Annotated in this window: 16 protein-coding genes; 8 read left to right on the top strand and 8 right to left on the bottom strand. The window is 75.4% G+C overall.

Translation table 11 applies throughout. From position 1 onward, the window contains the following. The first annotated feature begins 104 nt into the window (after nt 1-104). From GVV04_RS10920 to GVV04_RS10910, 3 genes are all read left to right on the top strand, one after another. Nucleotides 105-938, top strand: a complete 834-nt coding sequence (locus GVV04_RS10920; protein ID WP_161687214.1) for a hypothetical protein — start codon at nt 105-107, stop codon at nt 936-938. 167 nt (nt 939-1,105) lie between these two features. Continuing rightward, entirely contained in the window at nt 1,106-2,047 is a 942-nt protein-coding gene (locus tag GVV04_RS10915; RefSeq protein WP_161687212.1) for an ATP-binding protein, read from the top strand. After that, nucleotides 2,047-4,320 (top strand): BREX system ATP-binding domain-containing protein, encoded by a 2,274-nt coding sequence (locus GVV04_RS10910; RefSeq protein WP_161687210.1) that lies wholly within the window; start codon nt 2,047-2,049, stop codon nt 4,318-4,320. Before GVV04_RS10915 ends, GVV04_RS10910 begins: the two co-directional genes overlap by 1 nt. A 72-nt stretch (nt 4,321-4,392) precedes the next feature. On the opposite strand, the gene GVV04_RS10905 is transcribed toward GVV04_RS10910, so the two are convergent. Genes GVV04_RS10905 through GVV04_RS10890 form a run of 4 tightly spaced genes read right to left on the bottom strand, consistent with a single transcriptional unit; the run spans nt 4,393 to nt 10,874 of the window. Further along, nucleotides 4,393-5,748: a hypothetical protein gene (locus tag GVV04_RS10905; RefSeq protein WP_161687208.1), complete on the bottom strand. Its 1,356-nt coding sequence runs from the start codon at nt 5,746-5,748 to the stop codon at nt 4,393-4,395. Further along, a complete protein-coding gene (locus GVV04_RS10900; protein WP_161687206.1) occupies nt 5,745-6,773 on the bottom strand; it encodes a hypothetical protein in 1,029 nt (342 codons plus the stop codon). Before GVV04_RS10900 ends, GVV04_RS10905 begins: the two co-directional genes overlap by 4 nt. Then, nucleotides 6,770-10,573: an FxSxx-COOH system tetratricopeptide repeat protein gene (fxsT, locus tag GVV04_RS10895; RefSeq protein ID WP_161687204.1), complete on the bottom strand. Its 3,804-nt coding sequence runs from the start codon at nt 10,571-10,573 to the stop codon at nt 6,770-6,772. The genes GVV04_RS10900 and fxsT overlap by 4 nt, the downstream gene beginning before the upstream one ends. 34 nt (nt 10,574-10,607) lie before the next feature. After that, nucleotides 10,608-10,874 carry a hypothetical protein gene (locus GVV04_RS10890; protein WP_161687202.1) on the bottom strand — a complete coding sequence of 89 codons (267 nt, stop codon included), beginning with the start codon at nt 10,872-10,874 and terminating at the stop codon, nt 10,608-10,610. Nucleotides 10,875-10,960: 86 nt separating this feature from the next. Here GVV04_RS10890 and GVV04_RS10885 point away from each other — a divergent pair, with 86 nt between their 5' ends. After that, nucleotides 10,961-12,403, top strand: a complete 1,443-nt coding sequence (locus tag GVV04_RS10885; RefSeq protein ID WP_161687200.1) for an aKG-HExxH-type peptide beta-hydroxylase — start codon at nt 10,961-10,963, stop codon at nt 12,401-12,403. 63 nt (nt 12,404-12,466) lie between these two features. Here GVV04_RS10885 and GVV04_RS10880 read toward each other — a convergent pair whose 3' ends face one another. Further along, entirely contained in the window at nt 12,467-13,630 is a 1,164-nt protein-coding gene (locus tag GVV04_RS10880; RefSeq protein ID WP_161687198.1) for an acyl-CoA dehydrogenase family protein, read from the bottom strand. Nucleotides 13,631-13,875: 245 nt separating this feature from the next. On the opposite strand from GVV04_RS10880, the gene GVV04_RS10875 reads away from it, so the two are divergent. Next, nucleotides 13,876-15,300, top strand: coding sequence for a UDP-glucose dehydrogenase family protein (locus GVV04_RS10875; RefSeq protein WP_161687196.1), 1,425 nt, complete (start codon nt 13,876-13,878; stop codon nt 15,298-15,300). A 162-nt stretch (nt 15,301-15,462) separates the two neighbouring features. Beyond that, complete coding sequence (locus GVV04_RS10870) at nt 15,463-20,379, top strand: SCO7613 C-terminal domain-containing membrane protein (RefSeq protein ID WP_161687194.1); 4,917 nt, start codon at nt 15,463-15,465, stop codon at nt 20,377-20,379. A gap of 104 nt (nt 20,380-20,483) precedes the next feature. Here the strand turns inward: GVV04_RS10870 and purE are convergent, their stop codons facing one another. The 3 genes from purE to GVV04_RS10855 all read right to left on the bottom strand — a co-directional run bounded on the left by purE (nt 20,484) and on the right by GVV04_RS10855 (nt 24,286). After that, nucleotides 20,484-20,975, bottom strand: coding sequence for a 5-(carboxyamino)imidazole ribonucleotide mutase (gene purE / locus GVV04_RS10865; protein ID WP_161687192.1), 492 nt, complete (start codon nt 20,973-20,975; stop codon nt 20,484-20,486). A 40-nt stretch (nt 20,976-21,015) separates the two neighbouring features. Next, a complete protein-coding gene (locus GVV04_RS10860; RefSeq protein ID WP_161687190.1) occupies nt 21,016-22,176 on the bottom strand; it encodes a 5-(carboxyamino)imidazole ribonucleotide synthase in 1,161 nt (386 codons plus the stop codon). Nucleotides 22,177-22,246: 70 nt separating this feature from the next. After that, complete coding sequence (locus tag GVV04_RS10855; RefSeq protein WP_161687188.1) at nt 22,247-24,286, bottom strand: thioredoxin domain-containing protein; 2,040 nt, start codon at nt 24,284-24,286, stop codon at nt 22,247-22,249. A gap of 271 nt (nt 24,287-24,557) precedes the next feature. On the opposite strand from GVV04_RS10855, the gene GVV04_RS10850 reads away from it, so the two are divergent. Together GVV04_RS10850 and GVV04_RS10845 are read left to right on the top strand one after the other, a co-directional pair. Then, nucleotides 24,558-25,262: an NUDIX hydrolase gene (locus tag GVV04_RS10850; protein ID WP_328822305.1), complete on the top strand. Its 705-nt coding sequence runs from the start codon at nt 24,558-24,560 to the stop codon at nt 25,260-25,262. A gap of 93 nt (nt 25,263-25,355) precedes the next feature. Continuing rightward, nucleotides 25,356-26,387 carry a phosphatidylinositol-specific phospholipase C domain-containing protein gene (locus GVV04_RS10845; RefSeq protein ID WP_161687184.1) on the top strand — a complete coding sequence of 344 codons (1,032 nt, stop codon included), beginning with the start codon at nt 25,356-25,358 and terminating at the stop codon, nt 26,385-26,387. The last annotated feature ends 293 nt before the right edge of the window (nt 26,388-26,680 follow it).

Genomic DNA, 26,680 nt, shown 5'->3' with positions numbered 1-26,680 from the left:
ACCGGTGGTAGGCCCTACGGATGAGACCGGGCCGGCGCGTCAGCGGGATCTCCGACCGGGCGGCGGTATCCATGGATGCTTCGGTTTCACTACAGTCAGCCGTTATGCGAGTGCCATCCGTCATCGGCCGTCCGGCCGTCGTGGCGACGTGTGCCGTCCTGCTCGTGCTGGTCGCGGTCGGGCTGGCGTACTGGCAGGCCACGGCCGGCCCGAAGGTCGACGACGGGGCCCGGATCCACTGCCTGTCCGCGGAGCACCGGGCAAGCCTGGCGGACGCCGCCGTGGCGCTGGACCTGGTCGAACCCGGCCCGTCGACCGGCCTGCTGACCTGGCGGACCGGGCAGGGCGACATCGAGCAGTGGCGGGCGGACCGGCGGGCCGACTTCGACCGGGCCTGCCTGGGGTTGCTCGCCGCCGGCCGGCAGGGCGGGTCGTCGGGCGGCAACTCGTCCCCCTGGTCGACGGTGGCGCCCTCGCTCGTGCTCGCCGCCGCCAGCGCGGTGCTCGCCGCCTGGTTCAGCGGGCGGCAGGCCACGGCCGGGGTACGCCGGGCCGAGGCCGACTCGCTGCGCACGGCGGGCCGGGAGTACCGGCGCGCTGCCGAGGCGCTGCTGCGCGAGCTGGAGCAGGCCCGACCGGGGCTTCCCCCGGAGGACGGCGAGGCGCGGAAGTGGCGGCTCGAACTCGTCAACCGGCTGAACGCGGTGACCGACGCCCGCCGGGGCTGGGAGCTGCCGCGCCGGCTCAGCGCCGGCCTCGACCAGAACCCGGTGGAGTCCCGGGCCGTCCCGGCTGGACGGGACCCGGAGCGCCGGGCCGAGTGGATCAGGGGGCAGCGGGACGCCCTCAGCCAGCTCGCGACGGAGGTGGAGCAGGTGGCCCAGGCCGTACAGCACTCCGGGCTCCTTCCCGGTCGACCCCCGGCGGGCGTGCGGTGACCGCCGCCCCGACCGCTGACGAGCCGCTCGGCCCCAGCCCGGACGCCACCAGGACGGACCGGGCGGCCGACGCTCCGCGCCCGGCCGGCGGGCCGGCGCCGGCAGGCGCAGGCGGGCCGGCGCAGACCGGGAACGGCGGGGCTGAGCGGACCGGGAACGGCGGGTCGGTGCCCGCCGGGAACGGTCGGCGGCGGCGGGCGGCGCGACCGCCGAACCCCTTCGCCGTGCCGGGCCTGCGCCGGGACGTCGACCCGCTCAACCCGCTGCGCCACCGCGACCACGTGCACTTCTACGTGCCGGTGGACCACACCGAGGAATCCTTCGAGCAGTGCCAGGAGGAGTTCGGCGACCCTTCCTACCTGCACCATGAGGGCCGACTGGTGCTGGTCACCGGGGAACGGGGATGCGGCAAGACCGCGCTGATCAACCGCTGCGCGTACTGGCTGCGGGAGCAGCTCGGCAAGGCCGACCTGACGGCCGAGGTGGTCGACCTCACCCGGGAGGCGCGGGACAACGAGGCCATCCCGCAGCGCCGGGGCAACGTGTGCCGGGCGCTGATGGACAAGCTCTTCGAGCTCCAGCTGCTCACCACGAACCTCGCGTACGAGATGCGGGACAGCCCGGACGACGCGTACCGCAACCTGCCCGGCTGCCTGGAGCGCGACCAGGTCCTCATCGTGCTGCTGCCGCCCTCGGCCGACCTGACCGAGGAGCTGGTCTACTACGGGACCCGGGCACCCCGGCGGGTCGTCTTCTTCGCCGAGACGGCCTACGCGCTGCCCGCCGAGCACCGCCAGGCGCTGGACCGGGACAGCCCGGTGCCGCCCGTCTACCTGCACGTCAGCGGCTTCGACCACCGGCACGCGGACCAGTTCGCCCAGCACCGACTGGACCGGCTGCCGGCCGGCACCCTCCCCCGGCTGGCACCCACCGCACTGGAAGACTTCATCGACAACGGTCGACTGGCAACCATTCGCGAGATGCAATGGTTACTCTACGGCTTGTACGAGGAACTCCGGGTGCAAGATGACCGACCGGATGAGGTGACCTGGGAGCACATCAGCAGACACTTCATTAGGAGACTGCGCGACCTGGAGGGGCAGCCTTGATGGATGCGTTCGACCGGGACCCCGGCGGTGAGGTCAATCCTTACCCGTCGAGTGCCGTCGCCCAGATCGCGGACGCCGGGTCGACCGTCCTCACCATCCCCACCGCCGCCGTCCGGCGGGCGACCGCCGTCATGGACTCCTACCTGGCCGCCGTGCAGGCCCGCCCCCAGGCGTCCCCCGGCCGGGTGCTCGCCGTGGTGGGCGACTACGGCACCGGCAAGACGCACCTGGCGTCATACCTGATCCGGCACGCCACGAAGCAGTCGGCCGGTTCGGTCCAGTCGCTGCACCTCAACGCGCCGCCGGACACCTTCGTCTCGCTCTACCGGGCGTTCGCCGACAAGCTGGCCGACCGTCGGGAGCTGGTCCACGAGCGGGTCCGGGGCCTGTACGCCGACATCCTCGCCACCGAGTTGCGGACGTCCCGGGCCACCGCGCCCCTCGCCGACTCGCTGCTGGCCGGCTCGATCGACCCCGTGCAGGTGGTGGACACGTTCAGCCTGCCGGAGAACCAGCTCCTCGGGCGGTTACGGGGCCGGCTGCGGGACGTCACCGACAACACCGAGTTCGCCCAGGCGCTCACCCTGCTGCTGCGCGGCGGCTTCGAGGACGCGGTGTGGGAGTGGTTCACCGGCCGGCCTCCCTCCGAGGTGCTCCGCGAGCGGGGCATCACCGGCACGATCACCGGCAGCGAGGCCACCGCCCTGCAGGCGATGGGGGTCTTCGCCCTGCTCCTCGGGCATGGCTCGCGCCCCTTCGTGCTGGTCATCGACGAGCTGGACCAGTTGCTCACGGCGGCGGGCCGCCGCGAGGACGAGGCGCTCGACGCGTTCAAGGAGATGCTGCGGGTGTTCGCCGCGTCGAGCACCTTCCTGATCCTCGCCGGCCTGCCCGACCTGATCACCACGATGCGCCGGGACGTGCGGGACCGGATCGGCGAGCGTGTGCGGATGTCCCCGCTGACCGCCCGCGAGGTGCACGACTACGTCCTGGCCCGCCAGGGCGGCCGGCTGGAGCCGTTCACCGAGCAGACCGTGGGGTACGTCGTCGAGCTGACCAACGGCGTCCCCCGCGGCGTGATCTCGCTGTGCCACCGGCTGTGGCGCCGCGCCCGGGACCAGGGCGGCGCGGTGACCCACCCGATGGTCCGCCAGGTCGCTCGGGAGATCTACGACGCAGGCAGCGCCCAGAACGTCCGTGCGGAGATCCGCCAGGTGCTGGTCGCCGTGGGCTACGAGACATACGTTCCGGAGTACTTCCTGGACGACACCCCCGGCGGCCGGGTCGACTACTGGGTGCCGATCGGCCGCGACGACGCGGGCTGCGGAATCCTGTTGGCCGGGCCACTGCTGGAGGAGAGCGACGTCGCGGCGGTGGAGCACCGGGCGCGGTCGGTCCGCGCGCACCGCGACTGCGAGCTGCTCCTCGTCGTCCTGGAGCCGCCCCCGGAGCGGTTCCTGCCACGGATCCGCGACGCGGTGGGCCGGGAACCGTTGCACTACAGCCCCCGGTCCTTCGCCGACCAGCTCGCGGTCGAGTTCAAGGCGATGGCCGCCCGGCTGGAGGAGCGCTACCCGTTGGAAGGGCCGCTGGCCTCCGTGGCGCCGCACCTGTCCCGCCTCGACCGGCGGCAGTCCGCGACCCAGCACATGCTGAGCCTGCTGACCGGCTCGCTGGAGGACCTGCGCGTCCACAACGACCAGCAGCTCGCCGCGATCCACCGGGAGCTGCGCGAGGTGCAGCGCGGGGTCGCCGCGCCGACCGGCGACGGCACGGGGCGCGGGGAGCTGACCGCCCTGCCGGTCGCCGTGATCGAGCTGTTCGACCGGGCCTTCTCGGCGGTGGACCTGCTCACCCCGGCGGGCGAGCTGCTGCGGCGGGCGTTCCAGGACGACTCCGGTGGGCGCGGCGCCCGGCAGACCGTCCGGGCCCGGATCAGGGCCCCGGAGATCCAGTCGGCGGCCGGGGTGGCGGGGCTGCTCGACGCCCTCGTCGACGCGTTCGGGCGGGCGCTCGTCGAGTGGTACCGGCCGGTCGGCCAGCGGGCCGGGGGGCCGACGCCCCGGGAACGGGAACGGCTGGCCAACATGTGCGGAATCTTCGACGCGGTCTACGAGTACCTGCCGCTCTACCAGGTCCGCAGCCTGCGGGAGCTGGTCGGCCCGGCCGGGGCGGCCCGGCAGCAGCAGGAGGAGGCGGAGGACGTCCTCGGCGACTTCAGCGCTCGGGTGCACCGCGAGCTGCTGACCGCCCTCGGCACCGACCAGCGCTGACAGCCGCCGGGCCGGCGGCGGATGCTCGCGGGACCGGGCAGCCGCCAGCGTTGACCGGCCGGTGTCGGTCGCTCAGCCGGGGCGGGCGTCGGGTCGGGCCGGCGCGGGCCGGGGGCCGGGCTGACCCGGCAGCGGGGTGGCGGTCGGGGCCGTCGAGGGCGCCTCGCGCCGGTACGCCTCCCGCAGGCCGTTGCCGAACGCGTGCAACAGGTTGACGGTGACGATGGCCGGGGCGACGACGGCCACCGTCCCGACGAACTGGCGTTCCAGCACCAGCGCGAGGAGCACCGCCGTGATCCCGTTCTGCTGGCCGAGCACGACGTCCAGCCGGTCCGACGGCGGCAGCCGGCGCCCGATCACGACGGCCACCAGCATGTGCGCGGCGACCGCGGACAGCCCCAGCACCACCCCCGGCACCAGGTGCGGCCCCCCGACGAGGACCAGCCCGAGGGCGAACGAGGCGGCCAGGAACGCCAGCCGGGTGAGCCGGTCCAGCACGGGCGCGATGGGCGGCCGGTAGACCAGCCCGGCCAGCGCGAGCCCCAGCATGAGGAACTGCCAGACCGCGAACGCGCCCAGCCCCACGAGGATGAGCACCTGGAGCAGCCGCAGCAGCCGGCCGGAGCGCGGCGACCGGTCGGCCGCCGTCCGGCGTGCCCGCTCGGTGCCCCACCACAGCAGGGCGGCCACGGCGGCCAGGGCGAGGTTCTCCGCGAGGGAGAGGCCGAACGACCCGATGCCGGTGTGTGGCGGCGCGGACGACGCGGCCGGGTCCGCCGGCAGCAGGGGCAGCACCCAGGCGGCGGCGTACACGGTCAGCAGGACGGTCACCGGGTCGTCGAACGACGCCCAGGCGCTGAGGATCGCCTTGGCCTGGCCGGACATCCGGGACTGCAACCGGGCCGCCGCGAACGACAGCGGGTCGATCTGGGCGACCGCGACGCCGAGGACCAGGTAGGCGGGCTCCCGGAACGCCAGGTACATCACCGCCGAGATCAGCGACGCCTTGACCAGCACGCCGAGGGTGATCGCCAGCCCGACCAGGCGGAGGTTTCCCCGGGCGGCCCGCAGGTCGATGCCGTGGGTGCTGGCGAACAGCCCGACCGCGAGCAGGGCGCCGGCCACAGTGAGGTAGCCCTCCGACCGGTGGGCTGCGGTCCAGCCCGCCTGCCCGGCGAGGACCCAGCCGGCCGCCGCCACCAGGACGAAGAGCCCACTGCGCCGCAGCGATGGCAGGACCGCCTCGACCACCCCGGCACGGCCGGGGCGGGCCGGGGGCGCGGGTGCGGCAGGGACGGCCGGTGCGGCGGGAACGGCCGGCGCGGCCGGTGCGGCGGGAACGGCCGGCGCGGCCGGTGCGGAGGCGGGGGCGGCGGCCGGCCCCCGCCCGGCGGGCGGCGTGACGGGCGGGTCCGCCGGCCGGCTCATCCGAGCAGGTCGCGGCTGAGCTGCGCCGCCTTCTCGTCGGCCGCCCACACCCGGTGCTGGTCGAGGGTGACCCCGAGGAGGTAACGGTCGAGGCCGACCGGGTAGCAGTAGAGGGCCCCCTCCTCCACGTCGAGGACCAGCCGGCGTACCCGGGAGCCGACCACCGGGTGCGCGGCCCGCACCAGGGCCCGCAGCAGCACGTCGATCCGCTGGCCGACCAGGGCGTAGAAGTCCCGGCGGCGGGTCGGGGTGATGTCGTCGAAGAACCGGGCCAGCCGGGGGTCGTCGAGCAGGTCGGCCGTCGCCTCCACCCGCCCGGGGCGGCAGACGGCCGCGTAGTGCAGGTCGTCGGCCCCGAGGCGGCCGGCGCAGGCGGCGGCCAGCCCGGCGTACGACTCGTCGCCGACCCAGGTCCGGGGGCTGGTGACCACAGGGGCGGCGGCGTCGGCCGGATCGGGGGGGTCGGGAGCGGCCCCAACGACGTTCAGCCAGCCGCCGTAGTCGGTGGGCTGCTGGCTGACGGCCTCGCGCAGCTGGTTGGCGAGCCGGGACAGGCCCACGTCTGCGGCGCGCACCCCCTCCTCCCGGGGCGGCAGCGGCCCCGGCGGGTCGTCCGGCCCGCTCACGCAGACCAGATGCTGCTCCCGGCGCACCTGGAGCGTGAAGAGGGCACCGAGTGCGGTGTGCAGCACGACCCGGATGAGGTCCCCGCTGCGCGCCGGGCGGAGCTGGGCGTCCAGGTCGGTCGTCACGTGCACCACGTCCCGGTCGACGAGCTGCCGCTCCTCGGGGGCGAGGCCGGCGCATCCCGTCGCGGCCGGGGCCGGATCGGCGTCCAGGGCGAAGTCGCAGACGCCGTTGGTGTACCGGCCCAGGTGCGCGATGCCGGTGACCGTTTGCATCAGCTCCTCGCAGCCGTCCACCGCGGCGGGCCGCCGGCCGTCCAGGTGGCCGCCCAGCGCCACGCCGATGCGGCGGTCGCCGGTGCCGGCCGCCGCCACGCCGGCCGGGGTGTCCGTGCTCATGTCTCCGGCACCTCCATGTCGACGAAGTGGAGCGGGACGCCGCCGTAGGGGTGTCCGCCGCTGATCTCGCCGTCGCTGACCACCGTCGCCAGCAGCCGGCGGGCGGCACGCAGGTAGGGATGGTCGGGGCCGAGCAGGTCGCGGCCCTGCTCGACGACGGCGCGCAGGAGCTGCTCGGCCGGCGCGGCGCGGCGTACGAACGCCAGGTTCCCGGCCTGGTTCACCAGCCCGCCGAGGGTCCACGGATGCGACTCACCGAGCGTCGCCATGAGGCCAGCCGCCGCCTTCTCCCCGTCGACGACCGCCTCCTCCCCGCCGCCCGCGCCCCGCACGAGGACCGCCCGCAGGCTGCGGCCCAGGTGGGTGAACGGGTGCGCCGGGCCGAGGTCGCGCTCGTAACCGGCGAGGCTGTCCTCGGCCAGCCGGACCGCGCGCTCGCTCTCCCCCGCCAGGTGGTAGTCGACGGCGAGGCTGAGCCGGCACGACCGGGTCCGGGGGCTGTCCTCGCCGAGCAGCCGGCGCAACGCCAGGTAGGCCCGGCTGTTCAGGTCCTTGGCCCGGGGGAGCTGGTCGCGCCGCCGGTCGGTGACCGCCAGGCTCCGGATGATCCGCAGCAGCAGGGTGTCCTCGTCCCCCTGCCCGCCGCCGCCCAGCCGGCGCCGGTAGGCGTCGTCCAGCAGCCGGCGGGACTCGTCGAGGTCGCCCAGCTCGGCCAGGAACCGGCCGATGTCGCTGGTCAGCCAGAGGGTGTCGGGGTTGTCGGCGGCGAACAGCCGCAGCCGCCGGGCCCTGGTCCGCAAACCGACCCGCGCCGCCTCGTCGGTCCGGCCGGCGAGGTAGTAGGAGTTGGCCAGGTTGTGCGCGGCGATCAGGGTCTCCGGGTGGGCGTTGCCGAACTGGTCGCGGAAGCCCCGCCAGGTCGTCTGGTCCTCGATCAGGGCCGGCCGGAACCGGCCCAGACCACGCAGGTCACCGGCCATCCCCCGGCGGGTCACCAGGACCCTGGGATGGTAGGGACCGAGCAGCGAAGCGCCGTGCCGGAGCACCTCCTGGCTCAGCGCGAGCGCCTCGTCGCTGCGGCCCAGCGCCCGGGTGACGTCGGCGAGCCGGGTCGCCAGGCGCAGGGTGAGCCGGTCGTCCCAGCCGTGCCGGGCCAGCCACCGGTCGAGCACCGGTCGCCACAGGCGCAGTGCCTCGGCGACCTCCCCGTCGCCCCGGGCGATCAGGTGCTCAAGCTGCTCGACCAGCCAGCGCCTGACCTCGTCCGGTTCCGTCACGTCGAGCGCGCCGGAGCTGACCAGGTGCCGGTGCAGCTCTCGGCGGGGGGCCGACGCCGCGGCGACGGTCCGGGGCGCGCTGGCGGCCAGGCCGCGCAGGAGCTGATCCCGCCGCGCGGCCCGTTCGGCGTCGGTCATCCCGTCCCGCAGGGCGGCCTGCACGGCGGGGTGCACCCGGACGGTCCCGCCGCCACCCCAGACGACGTCGGCCAGCCGGAACCGGGTGGCGACCGCCAGCGCCCGGTCCATCTCCCACCCGTCGGCCCGCAGCAGGGCGGCGTCCTCGGCGGAGAGCCCGGCCGCGACCTGGTCGCGCATCGGCCGGGACTGCACCAGCGCCAGGGAGATTCCCGTCGGGGCCACGAACGCGCAGAGCTGTGCCAGCACCACCGCGACCCGGCCGCTGAACTCCTCGCCCATCAGCGCCAGCGCCACCCGGACGATCCGGGGCAGGGCCGGCTCGTCGGGGGCCGGCGGGGCCGGCGCGACCGCCGCGCGGAAGGCCGGCACGGCGGCGTCCGCCGCCCGGGACTCGGTGATCGCCCGGCGCGCGTGCAGCAGGATGCCGGCCTGCCCCAGCAGCCCCGCCGCGAGCCGCAGGTCGAGCGGCAGGGCGCCCACCGCTCCGACGACCGCCGCCGCCGGGCCGGGCGAGAGCCCCTCCACCTGCCGGGTGAGCAGCCGCACGGCGTCGGGCTCGGTCAGCTCACCGACGGTGACCGTACGATCGCCGTCGGAGGGCTCGGGGGTGTCTGCCCGGCGGGTGAGCACCACGTGCCCGTTGCCGACGGGCGGCAGCAGACCGGTCAGCTCCCGGTCGTCGATGCCGTCGAAGACCATCAGCCACTGTTCGGTGCGCCGGGACAGCTCGTGCAGCAGCTCCTGGGCCGGGTGGCCCCTCGGCTCGACGCCCAGCTCGTCGGCCAGCTCGGCCAGCACCGACCGCGTCTCGTGCCGGCTGCCCGCCGCGACCCAGACGATCAGGCCGTAGTCCCAGCGGAACCGGTGCACGTACTCGCGGAGGAGGCTCGTCTTGCCGGCGGCCGCCGGCCCGCGGACCAGCACGGGCTCGGCCTCCCGGCCGGCCAGCAGCAGGTCGCGCAGCACGCCCAGCTCCCGGTCCCGGCCCACGAACAGCCTCGGCCGGGCGGGCACCCGGAACTCGCGGGGCAGGGTGCTCCGACCGCTCGGGAAGCCCGCCTGCCAGGCCCGCTCGACGGGCACGGCCGCGACCACGGCGAGGCCCAGCGCCCCGCGCAGCCGCTGGCGGGCCGCCTCCTCCGTGCAGCCGGTGAGGTCGACGACCCGGTCCACGCCGTTCGAGTCCACGCCGGCCGGGTCGCTGCCGCCCGCCTCGGGCGAGGTGCGCACGAGCACCAGCTCGGCGTCGCCGCGGGCGCGTACCGCCTCGGCGATCCCGGTCAGCCAGCGGTCGTCCGGGTCGTCGGCGGGGGCCAGCGCCAGCACGGTGATCGGCCCGTCGCGCCGCGCCGCGTCGGCCGCGTTCCACGGCCGGACGGGAAGGCCGACCGCCGCCAGCTCCGCCCGCAGCCAGTCCGCCCAGGGGCGCTGCGGCGGGGAGTGGGCGAGGAACACGTCGCCGGACTCCTCGGCGGCCTGCCGGCCCAGCCCGTACCGGTATCGACCGCGCGCCGTCTCCGGCTCCGGCTGGACGTCGCGCAGCTCGCCGTCGGTCACCAGTCGCACCAGCTCGCCGTAGGCGGCCAGCAGGCGGTCCCGGTGCGGGGACTCCTCCAGCAGCGGCGCCAGCGGCTGCCCGGCCGGGCCGCCGGGGAGGTCCACCTGGGCGAAGTCGACGCCGAGGGTGGCCTCGTCGAGCGCGCCGAGGAACTCCGCACGCACGGCCTCCGCCCGGCTACGGACCCGCTCCGGGTCGCTCTCGTCCATGCCCGTCGCGGTGGCGATGATCCGTACGCCGGCCGGCGCGGCCCGGTGCACCTGCCCGGCCACGGCCACGGCGTCGGCGAGCCGGGCGGAGCGGTGCGGGAAGCAGACGACCACCACGTCGCAGAGGACCGCCAGCCACTGCGCGACGACGTCCGTGGACTCGGCCGGGTCGAGCAGGACGTAGTCGTACTCGGTGAAGCGCAGTTGCCGGCGCAGCTCGCTGCGGGTCACGCCGCCCAGCTCGGCCACCGACGGCCAGGCGGCCGTCTCCGGGATCCAGACCACGTCCAGCCGGCCGGGCAGGGCCGCATACCCGCGCAGCGTGGTCTGTGTGCCGGCGAGCCCGGGCAGCGAGAAGACCAGGCGGGCCAGCCCGGCCGGCAGGTGGTCGGTCACCGGCGACTCACCGGTGTGGAACATCCGCAGGTGCTCGTGCACCCGCACCGCGCCCCGGCCTGCGTCGACCACCAGGACCCGCCGGCCCGCGCGGGCCAGGGCCCAGGCCAGGTTGCTGGCCACGTTGGTGCGGCCGGTCAGGCTGGTGCCGGCCAGGAAGGCGATGACCCTGGTCTCCGTGGGACCGGCCTCGGACCAGGACGCCGGCCACCCGGTCACCGGCGGACCGACCCGACCCGGCAACGGTCACCCTTCATCGTTTTCCCTCCCCGTCCCCGCCGGTGTCCCCGCCGGACCCGGATCGTCCCCGCCGGCCGCTCCGCAGCCCCCCGGGATCGCTGGTCTGGTTGGGGAACCACAGGAATTCGGCCGTCGGGTCACCAGTCTCGTCGATCAGCCGGCGCAACGACCGGAGCAGCAGCTTCCGTGGCACGGCGTCGAGGTCCGCCGGATCGAGTTCTTCGGCATTGAGAAGATGAGATATCAGCGGCTCGTCGCGGCTGCTCATCCCTTCCGACATGTCTCGTCCAACCTTCGATCCATCGAGGCCACCACTTCGAACCGCACAGCCAGCGTTCCGCCAGTAACATATCGTAGCGTTCATCGATGTTCACCCGTCGCTTCGGTGGACTGTCGCATGGCCGGGGGAGGGCGCGGGTGCGGGCCGACCGGCACGAGATGCCCCCCGGGACGTTCCTGGCGATCGCCCGTGGCGGTGGCGGGCCCTCCGCCGTCCGGCGGCTGCTGGCCGGTCAGTACAGCCGGAACCTGCTCGCCCTGCGGGAGGTCGTGGAACTGACCGGGGACCTCCGCCACCCGCACGCCGAGCTGGTCCGGCGGGCCTGGCACGACCTTGGTGAGCTGCGGCGCTCGGCCCCGCAGCCGGCCCGGCAGGTGCTCACCTACCCCGCCGTGAGCGCCTGGGTGGCGCAGACCCTGGCCGCGCTGCGGGCCGGCGACGGGCCGGTCGCGCAGCCGGCCATGCTCGGCCCGGTGGTCGCGGCGGCGGCCCTGCGCGCGGGCCTCCCGCTGCGTGTCGCCTTTCCGACAGGCCCGACGGGCGCGGCGGCGTTCGCCCTACCGACGCTGGGCCTCGTCCGGCCGGCCCACCCGCCCGCCCCGCCCGGTGCCCACGGCGGCTCGCAGGTCGTCGAGCTGGCCGTGGACGGCGCCGACGGCACGGTGGCGATCGACGGCGTCACCGTCGTCCCGGCAGCGGCCGATCGGCCCGGTCGGACGACGGGCCCCGGCGCGGAGCCTGGGCCGCCGGTCTGGTTCCGGACGCCCGTGCTGCGGGCGGGTGGGCGGGCGGGGCTGCGCCTGCGGCTCGACGACCTGGGGTCGGTGGCCCGCCCCGGCGCCGTCGTCCCGGTGGGCCCGGCCGACGCCGCCGTCTGGCGGGCCCGCCTGGCGCCGGCCTGGCGGCTGCTGGCCACCCGGCACCGCCGGTACGCGGCCGAGTTGGCCGCCGCGGTCGCGATGCTGATGCCGCTGGCCCGGGACGGTGCGGGACGGGCGGCCCTGGCCGGCGGCGGGCGGGACGGCACGTCCCGGGAACGCGGCGCGGGGCTGGTGAGCGGGACCTTCCCGGCCGGGGTGGGCTGCATCGCGCTCGCCGGCCACGGCGACGCCCAGACGCTGGCCGCCACCCTCGTGCACGAGCTGGCACACAACAAGCTCGCGGCGCTGGACGACCTCTTCGCGCTCGTCGAGCCGGCCGACGGGGTCCGGCTGTCCGTGCCGTGGCGGGCCGGCCTCCGGCCGCTGCCGGCCCTGGTGCAGGGCCTCTACGCACACGTGCGGGTGGCCGACTTCTGGCGGCGGCAGCGCCACGTCGAGACCGAGCCGGGCCCGCTGCTGCGGGCCCAGGTCGAGTTCGAGCGCGTCCGCCTGGCCTGCCGTGACGTCGCTGGGCGGCTGCTGGCCGGCGACGGCCTCACCCCGTACGGGCGGCTGCTCGTGGCGCAGCTCGACGACGTGCTGGCCGGCTGGCGCGGGGAGACGGTGCCCCGGCGGGCCGCCGCGCTGGCCCGGCGGTCGCCCGGGTGACGGCCGGACGCCGCCACCCGGTGAGCGCGGTGGCAACCGGACGCCGCCACCGCGTCGGCGCGGTCAGTCGCGGAGCAGTTGGCGGGCCATCACGATGCGCTGGACCTGGTTGGTGCCCTCGTAGATCTGGGTGATCTTGGCGTCCCGCATCATCCGCTCGACCGGGTAGTCGCGGGTGTAGCCGTAGCCGCCGAGGAGCTGCACCGCGTCAGTGGTGATCTCCATGGCGGCGTCGGAGGCGAAGCACTTGGCCGCCGCGCCGAAGTACGTCAGGTCGGCGTCGCCCCGCTCGGACTTGCCGGCGGCCGTGTAAGTGAGCTGCCGGGCCGCCTCCAGCTTCATGCCCATGTCGGCGAGCATGAACTGGATGCCCTGGAACTCGGCGACCGCCTTGCCGAACTGCTTGCGCTCGCGCACGTACCCCTTGGCGTAGTCGAGCGCGCCCTGGGCGATGCCGACGGCCTGCGCGGCGATGGTGACCCGGGTGTGGTCCAGGGTCTTCATCGCGGTGCCGAAGCCGGTGCCCTCGGCGCCGATCATCCGGTCGGCCGGGATACGGACGTTGTCGAGGTAGACCTCGCGGGTCGGCGAGCCCTTGATGCCGAGCTTCTTCTCCGGGGCGCCGAAGCTGACCCCCGGGTCGGACTTCTCCACGACGAACGCGGAGATGCCCCTCGACCGCGCTGTGGGATCCGTCACGGCGAAGACCGTGTAGTACTCCGAGACGCCCGCGTTGGTGATCCACCGCTTCACCCCGTTGAGCACCCAGTGGTCGCCGTCGCGGACCGCCCTGGTGGTCATCGAGGCCGCGTCGCTGCCGGCCTCCGGCTCGGAGAGGCAGTACGAGAACATCGCGTCCCCGGCGGCGACCGGCGTGAGGTACCTGCGCTTGAGCTCCTCGGAGCCGGCCAGGATCAGCGGCAGGGTGCCCAGCTTGTTCACCGCCGGGATCAGCGAGGACGAGGCGCAGGCCCGGGCCACCTCCTCGATCACGATGGCCGTGGCCAGGGCATCCGCTCCGGCGCCGCCGTACTCGACGGGGATGTGCGGGGCGTGGAAGTCCGCCGAGCGGAGGGCGTCGTAGGACGCCTTCGGGAACTCGCTCGTCTCGTCCGCCTCGGCGGCGTGCGGCGCCACCTTCGCGGCACAGACCTCACGCACCGCCTCGCGGACCGCCCCGTGTTCCTCGGGCAACCGGTAGACGTCGAACGACTGCTCTGCGGCCATGTCGGCCCCTCCCCTTCACCGCTATCATGCGCAGTCTGTAGCGTCTCGGAACCGCCGACCGCGCAGACTGAAGGATAGCCACCAGAGCTCGGGTGATCCTTACCGCCGCGTAGGCTCGGGCCTGACGGAGACGTCGATGCGGCACGGCGCGCACAAAACGACACAATTCCCTTCGGTGCCCGGCCCGGCGCCGCAGCCGAATGCGACGCGAGGAAGCGCCGCCAGCGCGAGCGGAGAAGACAGGCGTGACGATCCCGTACCCGAACCAACCGATGCCGGCCATCGCCGCGGTGACGCCGCCGTCGGGCGCGGCCCGCCCCCGGGTCACGTTCCTCGGCACCGGGTACCTCGGTGCGACGTACGCCATCTGCTACGCCGAGCTCGGCTACGAGGTGCTCGGCTTCGACGTCGACGCGGAGAAGATCGCCAAGCTCAACGCCGGCGAGGTGCCGATCCACGAGCCCGGCCTCGACGAGCTGCTGCGGCGCAACCTGGCCGCCGGGCGACTGCGGTTCAGCACCGACATCGCCGAGACCGCCGAGTTCGGCGACGTGCACTTCATCTGCGTCGGAACCCCGCAGCGCGCCGACGGGATGGGCGCGGACCTGTCGTACGTCGAGGCGTCGGTGACCAGCCTGGCCCAGCACCTCACCCGCAAGGCGCTGATCGTCGGCAAGTCCACCGTCCCGGTGGGCACCGCCGAGTGGGTGGAGCAGCTCGTCGGCAAGCACACCCCGGCCAACCTCGGGGTCGAGGTGGCGTGGAGCCCGGAGTTCCTCCAGGAGGGCTTCGCCGTCGACGACGTGCTGCGTCCCAACCGGATCGTGGTGGGCGTCAAGAGCGAGTGGGCCAACGGCATGCTCTACGCCGCCCACAAGGGCGTCTTCGACCTGGCCGCCACGGAGGACCGGGAGGTCCCGCTGGTGGCCACCGACTTCGCCACCGCCGAGCTGGTCAAGGTCGCCGCGAACGCCTTCCTGGCCACCAAGATCTCGTTCATCAACGCGATGGCCGAGGTCTGCGAGGCCTCCGGCGGCGACGTCACCCAGCTCGCCCGCGCCATCGGGTACGACCCCCGGATCGGCAACCGGTTCCTCCAGGCCGGCCTCGGCTTCGGCGGGGCCTGCCTGCCCAAGGACATCCGGGCCTTCCAGGCCCGCGCCCAGGAGCTGGGCGCCGGCGAGGCGCTGCGTTTCCTGCACGAGGTCGACCTGATCAACCTGCGTCGCCGTACCCGGGTCGTCGGGCTCGCCGCCGAGCTGCTCGGCCGCCGCTCCGGGCCGGCCGGCCCGGACCTGTCCGGCACCCGGGTCGCCGTGCTCGGCGCGACCTTCAAGCCCAACACCGACGACGTACGCGACGCCCCGGCGCTCGCCGTCGCCGGGCTGCTCGGCAAGGCCGGGGCGGACGTGCACGTGTACGACCCGCAGGGCACCGAGAACGCCCGCCGGGTGGCCCCCGAGCTGACGTACGAGTCCAGCATGGCCGACGCGGTGACCGGGGCGGACCTGGTCTGCGTGCTCACCGAGTGGGCCGACTTCCGCAACGCCGACCCGGTGGCCCTCGGCGAGCTGGTCGCAGGCCGTCGGGTGGTCGACGGCCGAAACTGCCTCGACTCGACACTGTGGACGCAGGCCGGGTGGGAATATCGGGGCATGGGCCGCCCCTGATCCACCCCGACACCGGCGACGGCCGGCTGCGGCGACCCGCCGCGGCCGGCCGTCCGCTGTTCGTCACCGTCAACCCGCCGACAGGTGTCGAAATCCGCGCCGGCTCAGGGCATGCTGCGACAGTGGGAGTCCACAGTGCGGGCCAGCGGGTGGAGGGGTGTCGTGCAGACCTTTCAGTGCTCCTCGTGCGGCCGGGAGATCAAGCCGGCCGCCCAGTGTCCGCACTGCGGCGCGCACCAGGCCCAGTGGGCCGGGCACCTGGCGGACGTCGAGCGCTCGATCGCGGAGATGAAGGCCCGCGAGGCCGCCATCGCCGCCGAGCAGCGGCAGATCGCCGCGAAGATGCAGGCCGCGCTCTTCCAGCGGGACATCCTCACGCACGCCGGTGAGGAGCGGACCAAGCAGGCTGCCCGCCCCCGGCGGGTGCTGCGCCGCCGGCCTGGTCGCCGCCCACCCACCGCCGCCGCCGGGGCGCCGCCCCGAGTGCCACGGCAGGGCGCCGCGCCGCCCGGGTCGGAGGACCCGCCACCGCAGTCGGCGGCCCGCTGGCTGGACGCCGACAACCCCGAGCACCCGCCGGAGGCGTCCTCGCGGGAGGTGCAGAACATCCCCCTCGGGCTGGGCGCGCTGCTGCTCGCCGTGGCCGCGGTGGTCTTCGCCGCGGTGGCCACCAGCTCGATGGGCGCCCTGTCCCGGTTGGGCATCCTGCTCGTCGCGACGGTGCTGCTGCTGCTCGCCCCACCGGCGCTGGCCCGGCGCGGGCTCACCTCGACCGCCGAGACGATCGCCGCCGTCGGCCTGCTGCTGGTGCCGCTGGCCGGGTACGCGCTGTGGGCGGTGGACCGGATCGGCGGCGGGGGCGCGTCCGGGGCGGTCTTCGCCGGGGCGGTCTTCGCGGTCACCGCCGCCGTCGGGTTCGGCTACGCGCTCTGGACGGGGCTGCGCGCCCCCCGCTTCGCCGCCGTGCTGGCCGCGCAGCCGGTGCTGCCGCTGCTGGCCTACGGGTGGGTCACCGGGCCGGCCGGCTGGGCGCTGGTGCTGACCGTGGTCGCCGTCGTGGACCTGGTGCTGGCCCGTTCCCCCGTCACCGTCGAGCGGCCGGTGCGCGAGGACCTGCCGACTCCCCTGGCCGCCTCCGACGCCTCCACCGCCCCGCCGCCCCGCCGCCCCACCGAGGACAGCCGGCCGGAGGGCGCGCCGGAGGAGTCCGGCGAGGTGCTCGGCACCGGTGGCGCGTCCGTCGCCGCCGCGCCGGCCCGCCCGGTCCCGGCGTTGGGCGCGCTGACCTGGCTGTTGCACGCCGTGGCGGTGGCGCTGGCCCTCGCGTACGCGGTGACCGCGCTGCTGCGCGCCGACACGGTGCCGGCGGCGGCCGGGGCGGGCGCGGTGCTGCTGCTGGCCGCGCTGGTGGGGCTGGGCGGGGCGCTGGTGCTGCGCCGCCCGCCGCTGCCCGACGTGGCCGCCGGCATCCTCACCCTCGCGGTGATCGGCGCGCTGGGCCGGGTCGCTTCGGTGGCCTTCCCCGGCCGGGCCCTGCTGCTGATCGCCGCCGTCATCACCCTCACCGGGCTGGCCGTGCGGGCCGTACCCGAAGCCGCCCGGCGTGGGCCGCAGCTCGCCTCGGCCGCGGCGCTCACGGTCAGCGGCCTGGTGGTGGCCGGCGGCGCGCTGCGTGCCGGGTTGGCCCCGGCGCGGGCCGCCATCCCGGCCTGGGCGGCGGACCTCGCCCGCTACCCGGCCGAGCTGGCCGCCTCGGTCGGGCCAGCGGCCTGGCAGCTCGCCGCCAGCGCCTTCCTGCTCACCGTCGCCGCGATACTGGCCCTGCCGCCGGAGATCCGCCGCGAGTTCGCGGTGGTCGGGGCGGCGCTGACCGCGCTCGCCGTGCCGGCGTCGTTCGGCCTGGGCTGGGTGGCGGCGCCGTGGCCGATGGTGCTGGTCGCGATCGGCATCGGCGCGGCCGGGCTCACCGCGAGCACGACGCGGGCCGCCACGGTGCACGCGGTCGCCGCAGCCGTGGTGGGCCTGCTCGGCGCGGGCGCCGGGCTGGCCAGGCCGGCGCTGACCGCCGCTGTGCTGCTCGCCCTCTTCCTGGCCGGCGCGCTGGTCGCGGTGGCACCCCGGATCCGGATCACCCCCGCCACGGCAGGCGTCGTCTCCGCCTGGGCCGCCGGTGGTGCGGCGTTCGCCCTGCCCGGGGCGGTCGCCGCGTTCGTCGCCGCGGCCGTGCCGACCGACCCGACGCCGACCCCGGCGAGCCTGCGCGAGGCGACCGTGCCGGTGCTGGCGGCGAGCTTCCTGGCGGTCTGCGTCACCCTCGGGTACGCCGCCATGGTGCAGGTGTCCGAGCGGCACATCCCGGCGCCGCTGGCCGTGGGCACCGGCCTCGGGGCGCTGGCGGTGACCGCCGCCGCGTTCGGCGCTCCCGGGGCCACCGTCGCGGACGCCTGGGTGGGCGGGCTGCTGTTCGTGGCCGGGGTGCTGGTCTTCCTGGCCCCTTCGATCGACGCGGGCCGCCGCTCCGACCTGGCCATGGACGGCTCCGACCTGGCCGCCGCCGCGGTCACCGCGGCGCTGGTCGCCACCCTGGTGCGGATCGGGGCGGTGCTCACCCCCGGCGGGCAGCTCGTGGTGGCCGCCGCGCTCGTGGCGGTGGTCGCCGTCGCGGCCCGGGCGATGCCCGAGCAGTGGCGACGCGGGCCCATCCTCGGGCTCGCCGTCGGTGGCACCCTGATCGGGCTGCTCGCCGGCTGGAGCGCGCTGCGCGGCGGGTGGGGCGTGCTGGCCACCCCGGGCCCGATCTGGGCCGGCGACCTGTCCGGGTGGCCGGCCGCGCCGGTCGGCGGGTCCACCTGGCAGGCGCCCGTCGCGCTGGCGCTGCTCGGCGTCGCGGCCGGGGTGCTGCTGCCGGCCCCCTGGAAGTACGACGTGTCGGGCGTCGCCGCCGCCCTGGCCACCGTCGGGGCGGCGGCCGCCTTCGACCTGCCCTGGTGGTCGCCGGTGCTGGTCGGCCTGGCCGTCGCCACGGCCTTCGGCACTGCCGCGGCGGCCTCGATCGACCCGCGTGCCGGGCTGTCCCGGGCCACCGTGGCCGGGGCCGTCGCCCTGCACGCGGCCGGCGCCGGTCTGGTCCGGCCGTGGACGACCGCGCTGGCGCTGGGCGGCATCGCGCTGATCGGCGTCGTCGTGGCCACCCTGGCCCGGGTGTTCGCCGCCCCGCTGGTCGAGGACGTCGACACCGAGGGGATGCCGCCGCACCTGGTGCAGATCGGTGGGGCCGCCGCCGGGGCCGCGCTGCTCGCGTTGCCCGGCGCGGTGGCCGCCCTGGCCGCCGAGTTCGGCCGGTCGCCCGAGGTGGTGCTGACCGCCGCGCTGGCCGCGTCCAGCCTGGGCCTGGCCGCGATCGCCGCGGTCCGCCGGCAGGTTCCGCAGTATCTCCCGTACGCCAGCGCGGCCGTGGTGGGCGGCGCGACGGTCAGTGCGGTCGCCGCGATCGTGACCGGCCTGCCCGCCGGCGTGTACGCGGCGGCGGGCGCGCTGCTCGGGGTGCTCGCCGAGCTGGTCCGCGCCGCCACCGTCCCGCCGGCCGGCTCGGCCCAGCCGGTCCGGCGCTGGTCGGTGCTGCTCGACGGCGCCCTGCGCCGGGCGCCGGACGACGATCCGACGGTGGCGCGCTGGCGGGTCAGCCCGGCTGCCGGGGCGCTGGCCGCCGCCGCGCTGCCGACCGCGCTGGCCGTGGCGTCACTCGCCCCCACGTTGGTGGTGGCGCTGGTCGAGCCGTACCGGTCGCTGGGCCGGGTGTGGCAGGGGCCGCCGCCGGAGCTGATCATCCCGCCCGCCGGCGCGGTCGACCCGGCGCACGTGCTGACCGTGCTGCTACTCACCGTGACCGCGGCGCTGGCCGCCGTCGGGTTCAGCGGCGGGCGGCGGTCCCGGGCCGTGCCGGTGGTGCTGCCCGGCGCGGCGATGACCCTGCTGATCACCCCGATCGCCCTGGGGCACGGCTGGCCGGTGAGCACGCTTGCGGCGCTGGCGGTGTTCACCATCTCGATGCTCGGGCTGGCGCTCACCCCGCCTCCGCCGCTGGCGGAGCGGGCCCGGTCGCTGCGCACCGCCCGGGTGCTGGTCTTCGTCATCGGGCTGGCCGGCGGCGGGGCGGGGCTGCTCGGCAGCCTGGCCACCCGGGAGCTGACCCTGTTCACCCTGGGTGGGGCGGTGGGCGTCGGCACCGTCGCCGCCCTGTACGGCACCACCCAGCGGGCCCGCATCCTGGGCTGGCTGTTCGCCTCGCTGATGGCGCAGTTGTTCGTCCTCGTCGCCGGCCTGGTGGCCGGGCTGGCCGCGGTCTGGTCCGCGTTCGGGGTGCTGGCGGTCGGGGCGGCCCTACAGGTGTTTGCCGCGACCCTGCCCCGGCTGCGCCGCCCCGAGGCGCAGCGCGAGGCGGCCACGGTGGAGTGGAGCGGGTACGCTGCCGCGCTGATCGCCCTGGCGCTGGCCTTCGACTCGCCCCGGCACATCGCCGCGCTGCTCGCCGCCTGGGGCGCCGTGCTCGGGGTGGCCGCCGCCCGGCCGGGCCGCCGGCCGGTGGAGCGGCAGATCCTGTTCTGGGCGGTGGTGTTCTGCGAGATCGTCGCCTGGTGGATCCTGATGCGGGTCGCCGACGTGGCGCTGCCGGAGGCGTACACGCTGCCGTTCGCGGCCCTGGCCCTGCTGGTCGGGGTGCTGGAGCTGCGGCACCGACCGGACCTGTCGAGCTGGGTGGCGTACGGTCCGGCGCTGGTCGCCGCGTTCGTGCCGACCCTGGCGATCGTGCTGGCCACCGACTCCAGCATGCTGCGTCAGGTGCTGCTGCTGCTCGGCGCGGCGGCGGTGCTGATCTTCGGCACCACCAGCCAGCAGCAGGCCCCGGTGATCGTCGGGGCGGCCGTCACCGCGATCACAGCGGTGCACGCGCTGTTCAGCCTCGGCCCGTGGCTGGTGCTGATCCCGGTCGGGCTGGTCCTGCTGATCCTCGGCGCGAGCAACGAGCGCCGACGCCGCGCCCAGGAGCGCCTCCAGACCGCCCTGCGCGGCATGCGATGAAAACGGAGGGGCCCTGGGGCGTGGCTGCCGTGTCGCGCCGAGTGGGCCGGCCACGAACGTGAGCGCCGGAGGCCGGTGGGGGGTCAGCCCGTGGCCGGTGGGGGTCAGCCGAGGCTGGCGTGCAGGGCGGCCTCCTTCTCGGCGACCAACTCCTCCAGGCTCTCCTGGTACGCCACCATGCGCGCCCGCAGTTCCTCGTCGGCGGCTGCCAGGATGCGGACGGCGAGCAGCCCCGCGTTGCGGGCGTTGCCGATCGACACGGTGGCCACCGGCACGCCGGCGGGCATCTGCACGATGGACAGCAGCGAGTCCATCCCGTCGAGGTACTTCAACGGCACCGGCACGCCGATCACCGGCAGCGGGGTGACCGAGGCGACCATGCCGGGCAGGTGGGCGGCCCCGCCGGCCCCCGCGATGATCACCTTGAGCCCCCGGTCGGCGGCGGTGCGGCCGTACTCGATCATCTTGCCGGGGGTGCGGTGGGCGGAGACCACGCCGACCTCGTAGCCGACCCCGAACTCGGCCAGGGTCTCGGCGGCGGCCTTCATGGTCGGCCAGTCCGAGTCGCTGCCCATGATCAACCCGACGGTGCTCATGCTGGTCTGCCTTTCGTTGACGACTGCGGGGGTCGCAGGCTCACTGGTGGCCCTCGCGGAGCCAGCGGGCGGCCCGGGCGGCCCGCGCCCGTACGTCGTCCAGGTCGGCGCCGAGCACCGTGACGTGGCCGATCTTGCGGCCGGGGCGCACCTGCTTGCCGTACAGGTGGACCTTCGCGCCGGGCTCGGCGGCGAAGAGGTGGTGCAGCCGCTCGTCGATCGACATCCCGCCCGGCTCGCCGCCGAGCACGTTCGCCATCGCCACCGCCGGGGCGGTCAGCGCGGTGTCCCCCATCGGGTAGTCCAGCACGGCCCGCAGGTGCTGCTCGAACTGCGAGGTCCGGGCCCCCTCGATCGTCCAGTGGCCCGAGTTGTGCGGGCGCATGGCCAGCTCGTTGACCACCAGCCCGGCGGGCGTGTCGAACAGCTCCACGGCGAGCAGGCCGACCACGCCGAGCGCGGTGGCCAGGTCGATGGCGAGCTGCTGGGCGGCGACGGCCCGCTCCTCGTCCAGGCCCGGAGCCGGGGCCAGCACCTCGACGCAGATCCCGTCGACCTGCACCGTCTCCACCACCGGGTACGCGGCGACCTGCCCGAACGGCGAGCGGGCCACCTGCACGGCCAACTCCCGGCGCAGCGCCACCCGCTCCTCGACGATCAGGCTGGTCCCCCCGGCGAGCAGGGTGGCGGCCAGCTCGGCGGCCTGCGCGGCGTCGTCGACCAGCCAGACGCCCCGGCCGTCGTACCCGCCCCGGGCCGCCTTCAACACCACCGGCCAGCCCTGGGCCTCGCCGAAGGCGACCAGGTCGGCGGGCTCGGCGACCGGTCGCCACACCGGGTTCGGTGCGCCCAGCACGGCGAGCCGCTCCCGCATGATCCGCTTGTCCTGCGCGTGCAGCAGCGCGTCTGCCGGCGGGAAGAGCTTCACCCCCTCGGCCGCGAGGGCGCGGATGTGCTCCGTCGGCACGTGCTCGTGGTCGAAGGTGACCACGTCGCAGCCCTTGGCGAAGGCACGCAGGGCGGCGAGGTCGGTGTGGTCGCCGTACCGGACGTCGGCGGCGACCAGGGCCGCGCCGTCGTCCGGGGCCTGCGCGAGCACACGCAGCGACTGACCGAGGGCGATCGAGGCCTGGTGGGTCATCCGGGCCAGTTGGCCGCCCCCCACCATGCCGACAACAGGCAGACCGGTTCGGGTATCCATCTCGCCCGCCAGCCTAGCGGCGCGTCCCGACCGGCCCGGGCCGAGGTCCGGGGCGGTCGGGACGGCACCCTCACAACTGGGCGCGCAGGTCCTCGACGGTGGTGACCGGGCGCTGGCAGACGAAGCCCCGACAGACGTACACGGTGGGTCGGCCGTCGACCAGCGGCCGGTCGGCCAGCAGCGGCACCCCGGGCTGGTCCGGGCGGCCCGCGACGACCACCGCGCCGGGCGGGGCATGCCGGTACGCGGCGGCGACGAGGGGATCGCCGGCCGGGTCGTCGGTCACCACGGCGATCTCGTACGGGCCGGAGAGCAGCGCCTCCCCGACGGTGGCCGCGTACCCGGTGAACCGGGCGTGCCGGGCGACGATCGGAGCGACCGTGGCGAGGGCCGCCTCGGCGGCCTCCCGGTACCGGGTCTCCCCGGTCAGCGCCGCGTACGCCACCAGGGCGGCGACGATCGCGGACCGGCCGGACGGGGTGGCGTTGTCGGTCGGGTCGGCCGGCCGGGTGACGAGCTGCTCGGCGTCGTCGGCGGTGTCGTAGAACCCGCCGCCCGGGGCGGCGAACCGGGCCAACGCGGTGTCCAGGAGCCCGCCGGCCAGTTCCAGCCAACGCCCCTCGCCGGTGACCTGGTGCATCGCGCAGAACGCCTCGGCCACGCAGCCGTAGTCCTCCAGCACCCCGGCCGGCTTGCCGACCACCCCGTCCCGGGAGACCCGGCGCAGCCGACCGTCGACCAGGTGCACGGTGGCCAGGTGCTCGGCGGCGTCCCGCATCGCGCCGTCGGCGACGATGGTGACGCCCTCCAGCAGGTTGGCGGCGGCCTCGTCCCCGCCGGCCGCCCCCTGCGCCTCGACGAGGCGGACGAACTCGGCGATCGCGGTGATCGCCAGGCCGTTCCAGGCGGCCACCACCTTGTCGTCGCGGGCGGGCTGGGGGCGGTTGTCCCGGGCGGCCAGCAGCCGCCGGACGACGTCCTGCCACCGGCCGCGCACCGCCGGGTCGGCGTCGTCGACGTCCCGGGCCAGCCGCAGCACGCTCATGCCGTCTTCGAAGGTGCCGGCCTCGGTGACTCCGAACAGGTCGGCGGCCCAGCGGCCGTCCTCCTCTCCCAGCACCTCGACGAGCTGGGCCGGGGTCCAGGCGTAGGTGAGCCCCTCGACGCCCTCGGTGTCGGCGTCGAGCGCGGAGGCGAAGCCCTCGCCGGGGCGGTGCAGCTCGTCGGCGAGGAACCGGGCGACGTCCCGGGCCACCCGGGCGGCCAGCGGGTCACCGGTGAGCCGCCAGAGCTGGGTGTAGAACCGCAGCAGCAGGGCGTTGTCGTAGAGCATCTTCTCGAAGTGCGGCACGGTCCAGTGCCCGTCGACCGAGTACCGGGCGAAGCCGCCGGCGAGCTGGTCGTTGATGCCGCCCCGGGCCATCGCCTCGGCGGTGTGCCGGGCGATCTCCAGGCTCTCGGCGGAACCGGTGCGCTGGTGGTGGCGCAGCAGGAAGAGCAGGTTCATGTGCGGCGGGAACTTCGGGGCCCCGCCGAATCCGCCGTTGCTCCGGTCGTACTCCCTCGCGAGCTGGGCGGCGGCGTCGTCGAGCAGCTCAGCGGTGAGCGGGGCGGTCGGCCCGCCGACGGCCTGCGCCCCGCCGATCGCCTCGACCACGGCTGAGCCCTGCTGGAGCACGGCCTCGCGCTGCTCCCGCCACGCGGTGCCGACGGACTCCAGCAGCCGGACGAAGTTCGGCTTCGGGAAGTACGTGCCGCAGAAGAACGGGGTGCCGTCCGGGGTGGCGAAGACCGTCATCGGCCAGCCGCCCTGCCCGGTCATCGCCTGGGTCGCGGTCATGTAGACGGCGTCGACGTCCGGCCGCTCCTCGCGATCCACCTTGATCGCCACGAAGCCGTCGTTGAGCAGCTTCCCGACGGCGGCGTCCTCGAACGACTCGTGGGCCATCACGTGACACCAGTGGCAGGCCGCGTAGCCGACCGAGATCAGCACCGGCACGTCGCGCCGCTTCGCCTCGGCGAACGCCTCGTCGCACCACGGCCACCAGTCCACCGGATTGTCGGCGTGCTGGAGGAGGTAGGGGCTGGTGGCGGTCGCGAGTCGGTTCACCGGATGACCATATCCACCGGGTGGCACGGTGGCACCCCGGTCCTGCGGGGACGATCGGCGGCGGGTAATCGTCTTGTTGACATCAAGTCACTCGACCGGACGGGCGCGAGGCGACGGTCACGCTCCGCCCCGACCGCGATCCGGTGTGGTATCGGCACTTCGCCCGGGAGTTCGACCGCATCTGGGCCGGCGGCGAAGCCCGGGAATGACCCGCACCCCACCTGGTCGACGCCTACCCGTCGCCCGCAGGCACGGCCGATACCCTTCCGGTGTGTCCGACCGGCCGACCGACTTCCGCCTCGCCATCGACCTGGCGATCCTCACGATCCGTGACGGTCGGCTGGCGGTCCTGCTCATCGAGCGCGGCAAGCCGCCGTTCGAGGGCCGGGCCGCGCTGCCCGGCGGCTTCGTCCGGGACGGTGAGGACCTGGACGGCACGGCGGTACGGGAGCTGTCCGAGGAGACCGGGCTCGACGGCCGGGCGCTGCACCTGGAGCAGGTCCGCACGTACGCCGCGCCGGGGCGGGATCCGCGCGGCGCAGTCGCCTCGGTCGCGTACCTGGCCATCGCCCCGGACCTGCCGGTGCCGGTGGCCGGCACCGACGCGGCCCGGGCCCGGTGGGAGCCGATCGACCACGAGCGGCTGGGTGACGGCTGGCTCGCCTTCGACCACGACACCATCCTGCGGGACGCGCTCGAACGGGCTCGGGCCAAGCTGGAGTACGCGCCCCTGGCCACAGCGTTCTGCGGCGAGACGTTCACCATCGGCGAGTTGCGCGCGGTCTACGAGGCCGTCTGGCAGGTAGACCTCGACCCGCGCAACTTCCACCGCAAGGTCACCGGGGTGAGCGGGTTCGTGGTGCCCACCGGGGAGCGGCGCAACCCGCCCACCGGCCGCCCGGCGGCGTTGTACCGGCGCGGCGACGCGACCATGCTCCACCCGGCGATGCTGCGCCCCGGCACCGCTCGACGGTAGACCTTGCCCCGGCGGGCCTTCCGCCATTGACGTTCATGTATTTATATCGGTGCATGCCCGGCGACCGTCGCCGGCCCCTCCGAGGAGGCACGCATGCGCGGATCCCGTCCCCTGTCAGCGTTCGCATCGGTCGCGCTGGTCGCGGCCGTGCTCGCCGCCGGCCCGGCGGAAGCGGCCGTCGACCCGGCCGCCCGGGTCTCGGCGACCACCACCGTGGGCACCCACAACGTGTACGAGCAGGGCACGTACGCCTACCTGGCCCAGGCGCTCGACGCCCGGCCGGGGATGATCGAGCTGGACGTCTGGCCCGACATCATCACCAGGCAGTGGCGGGTCAGCCACTCCAACCCGCTCGGCAGCGCCAACAACTGCGTCGCCGCGACCAGCGCCGCCCAGCTCTACACCGGCACCCGCAACCGGAACCTCGAACACTGCCTCGACGACATCCGGCTCTGGCTCGCCGCCCACCCCGACGCCGGCCCGCTGCACCTCAAACTGGAGCTGAAGACCGGCTTCAGCAGCCGGACCGGGCAGGGGCCCGTGCAACTCGACGCGCTGCTGGCCGCCCGGCTCGGGTCGGCGGTGTTCCGTCCCGCCGACCTGAGGGGCGGGCACGCCACCCTGGACGCCGCCGCCCGCGCCGACAACTGGCCGACCCGGCAGCAACTCGCCGGCCGGGTGATCGTGCACCTGATCCCCGGCACCGTCGAGGAGGGCAACCCCACCGACACCCTGTGGACCGACGTCGAGTACGCCCGCCACCTCGCCGGGCTCGCCGCCGCCGGGACGCTCGCCTCGGCGCAGGCATTCCCGGCCGTGCACAAGGCCCAGGCCGGCGACCCCCGCACCCGGTACGCCGACGCGGGCCTGCGGCCCTGGTTCGTGGTCTTCGACGGCGACGCCTCGGCGTACGTCACCGGGGGCATCGACACCGCCTGGTACGACGCCAACCACTACCTGCTGGTGATGACCGACGCGCAGAACGTGCCCCCGGCGACGGGGAACACCGACCCCGCCGCAGCGGCGGCCCGGGTGGCCCAGTTGGCCCGGGCACACGCCAGCGTCGCCTCGGCCGACTGGGCGACCCTGCCGAGCGTGGTGGACGACGTGCTCCCGCGCGGCTAGAGGTGTATCCGGCCACCCTGACCAGAGGTAAGCAGGTCAAGACCTATCCTGCCGACGACACCTCCACGGAGGCACCTTGATTCGCTCCTGACGATCACTGGCCCCCAGCGGCAGCGAGAAGGCAGCTACGTCTTCGACCGTTGGGTCACGCCAGCGCACGCGTTGACGGCCGGCAGGGGTCTTGCGAAGACCATCAGGCCCCTCCCTCGGCTCCTCATCAGAGGTAAGGGCGGAATTGGGGTCAGAGCGACCTCCGGCGGGTGCGTAACGACTCCAGGAGAAGCTGCCGGGTC

The organism is Micromonospora rubida (assembly GCF_009908295.1).
Taxonomy (GTDB): Bacteria; Actinomycetota; Actinomycetes; order Mycobacteriales; family Micromonosporaceae; genus Micromonospora; species Micromonospora rubida.
Note: the sequence above shows the minus strand (reverse complement) of the source record. Positions and strands in the feature narration are given on the sequence as shown.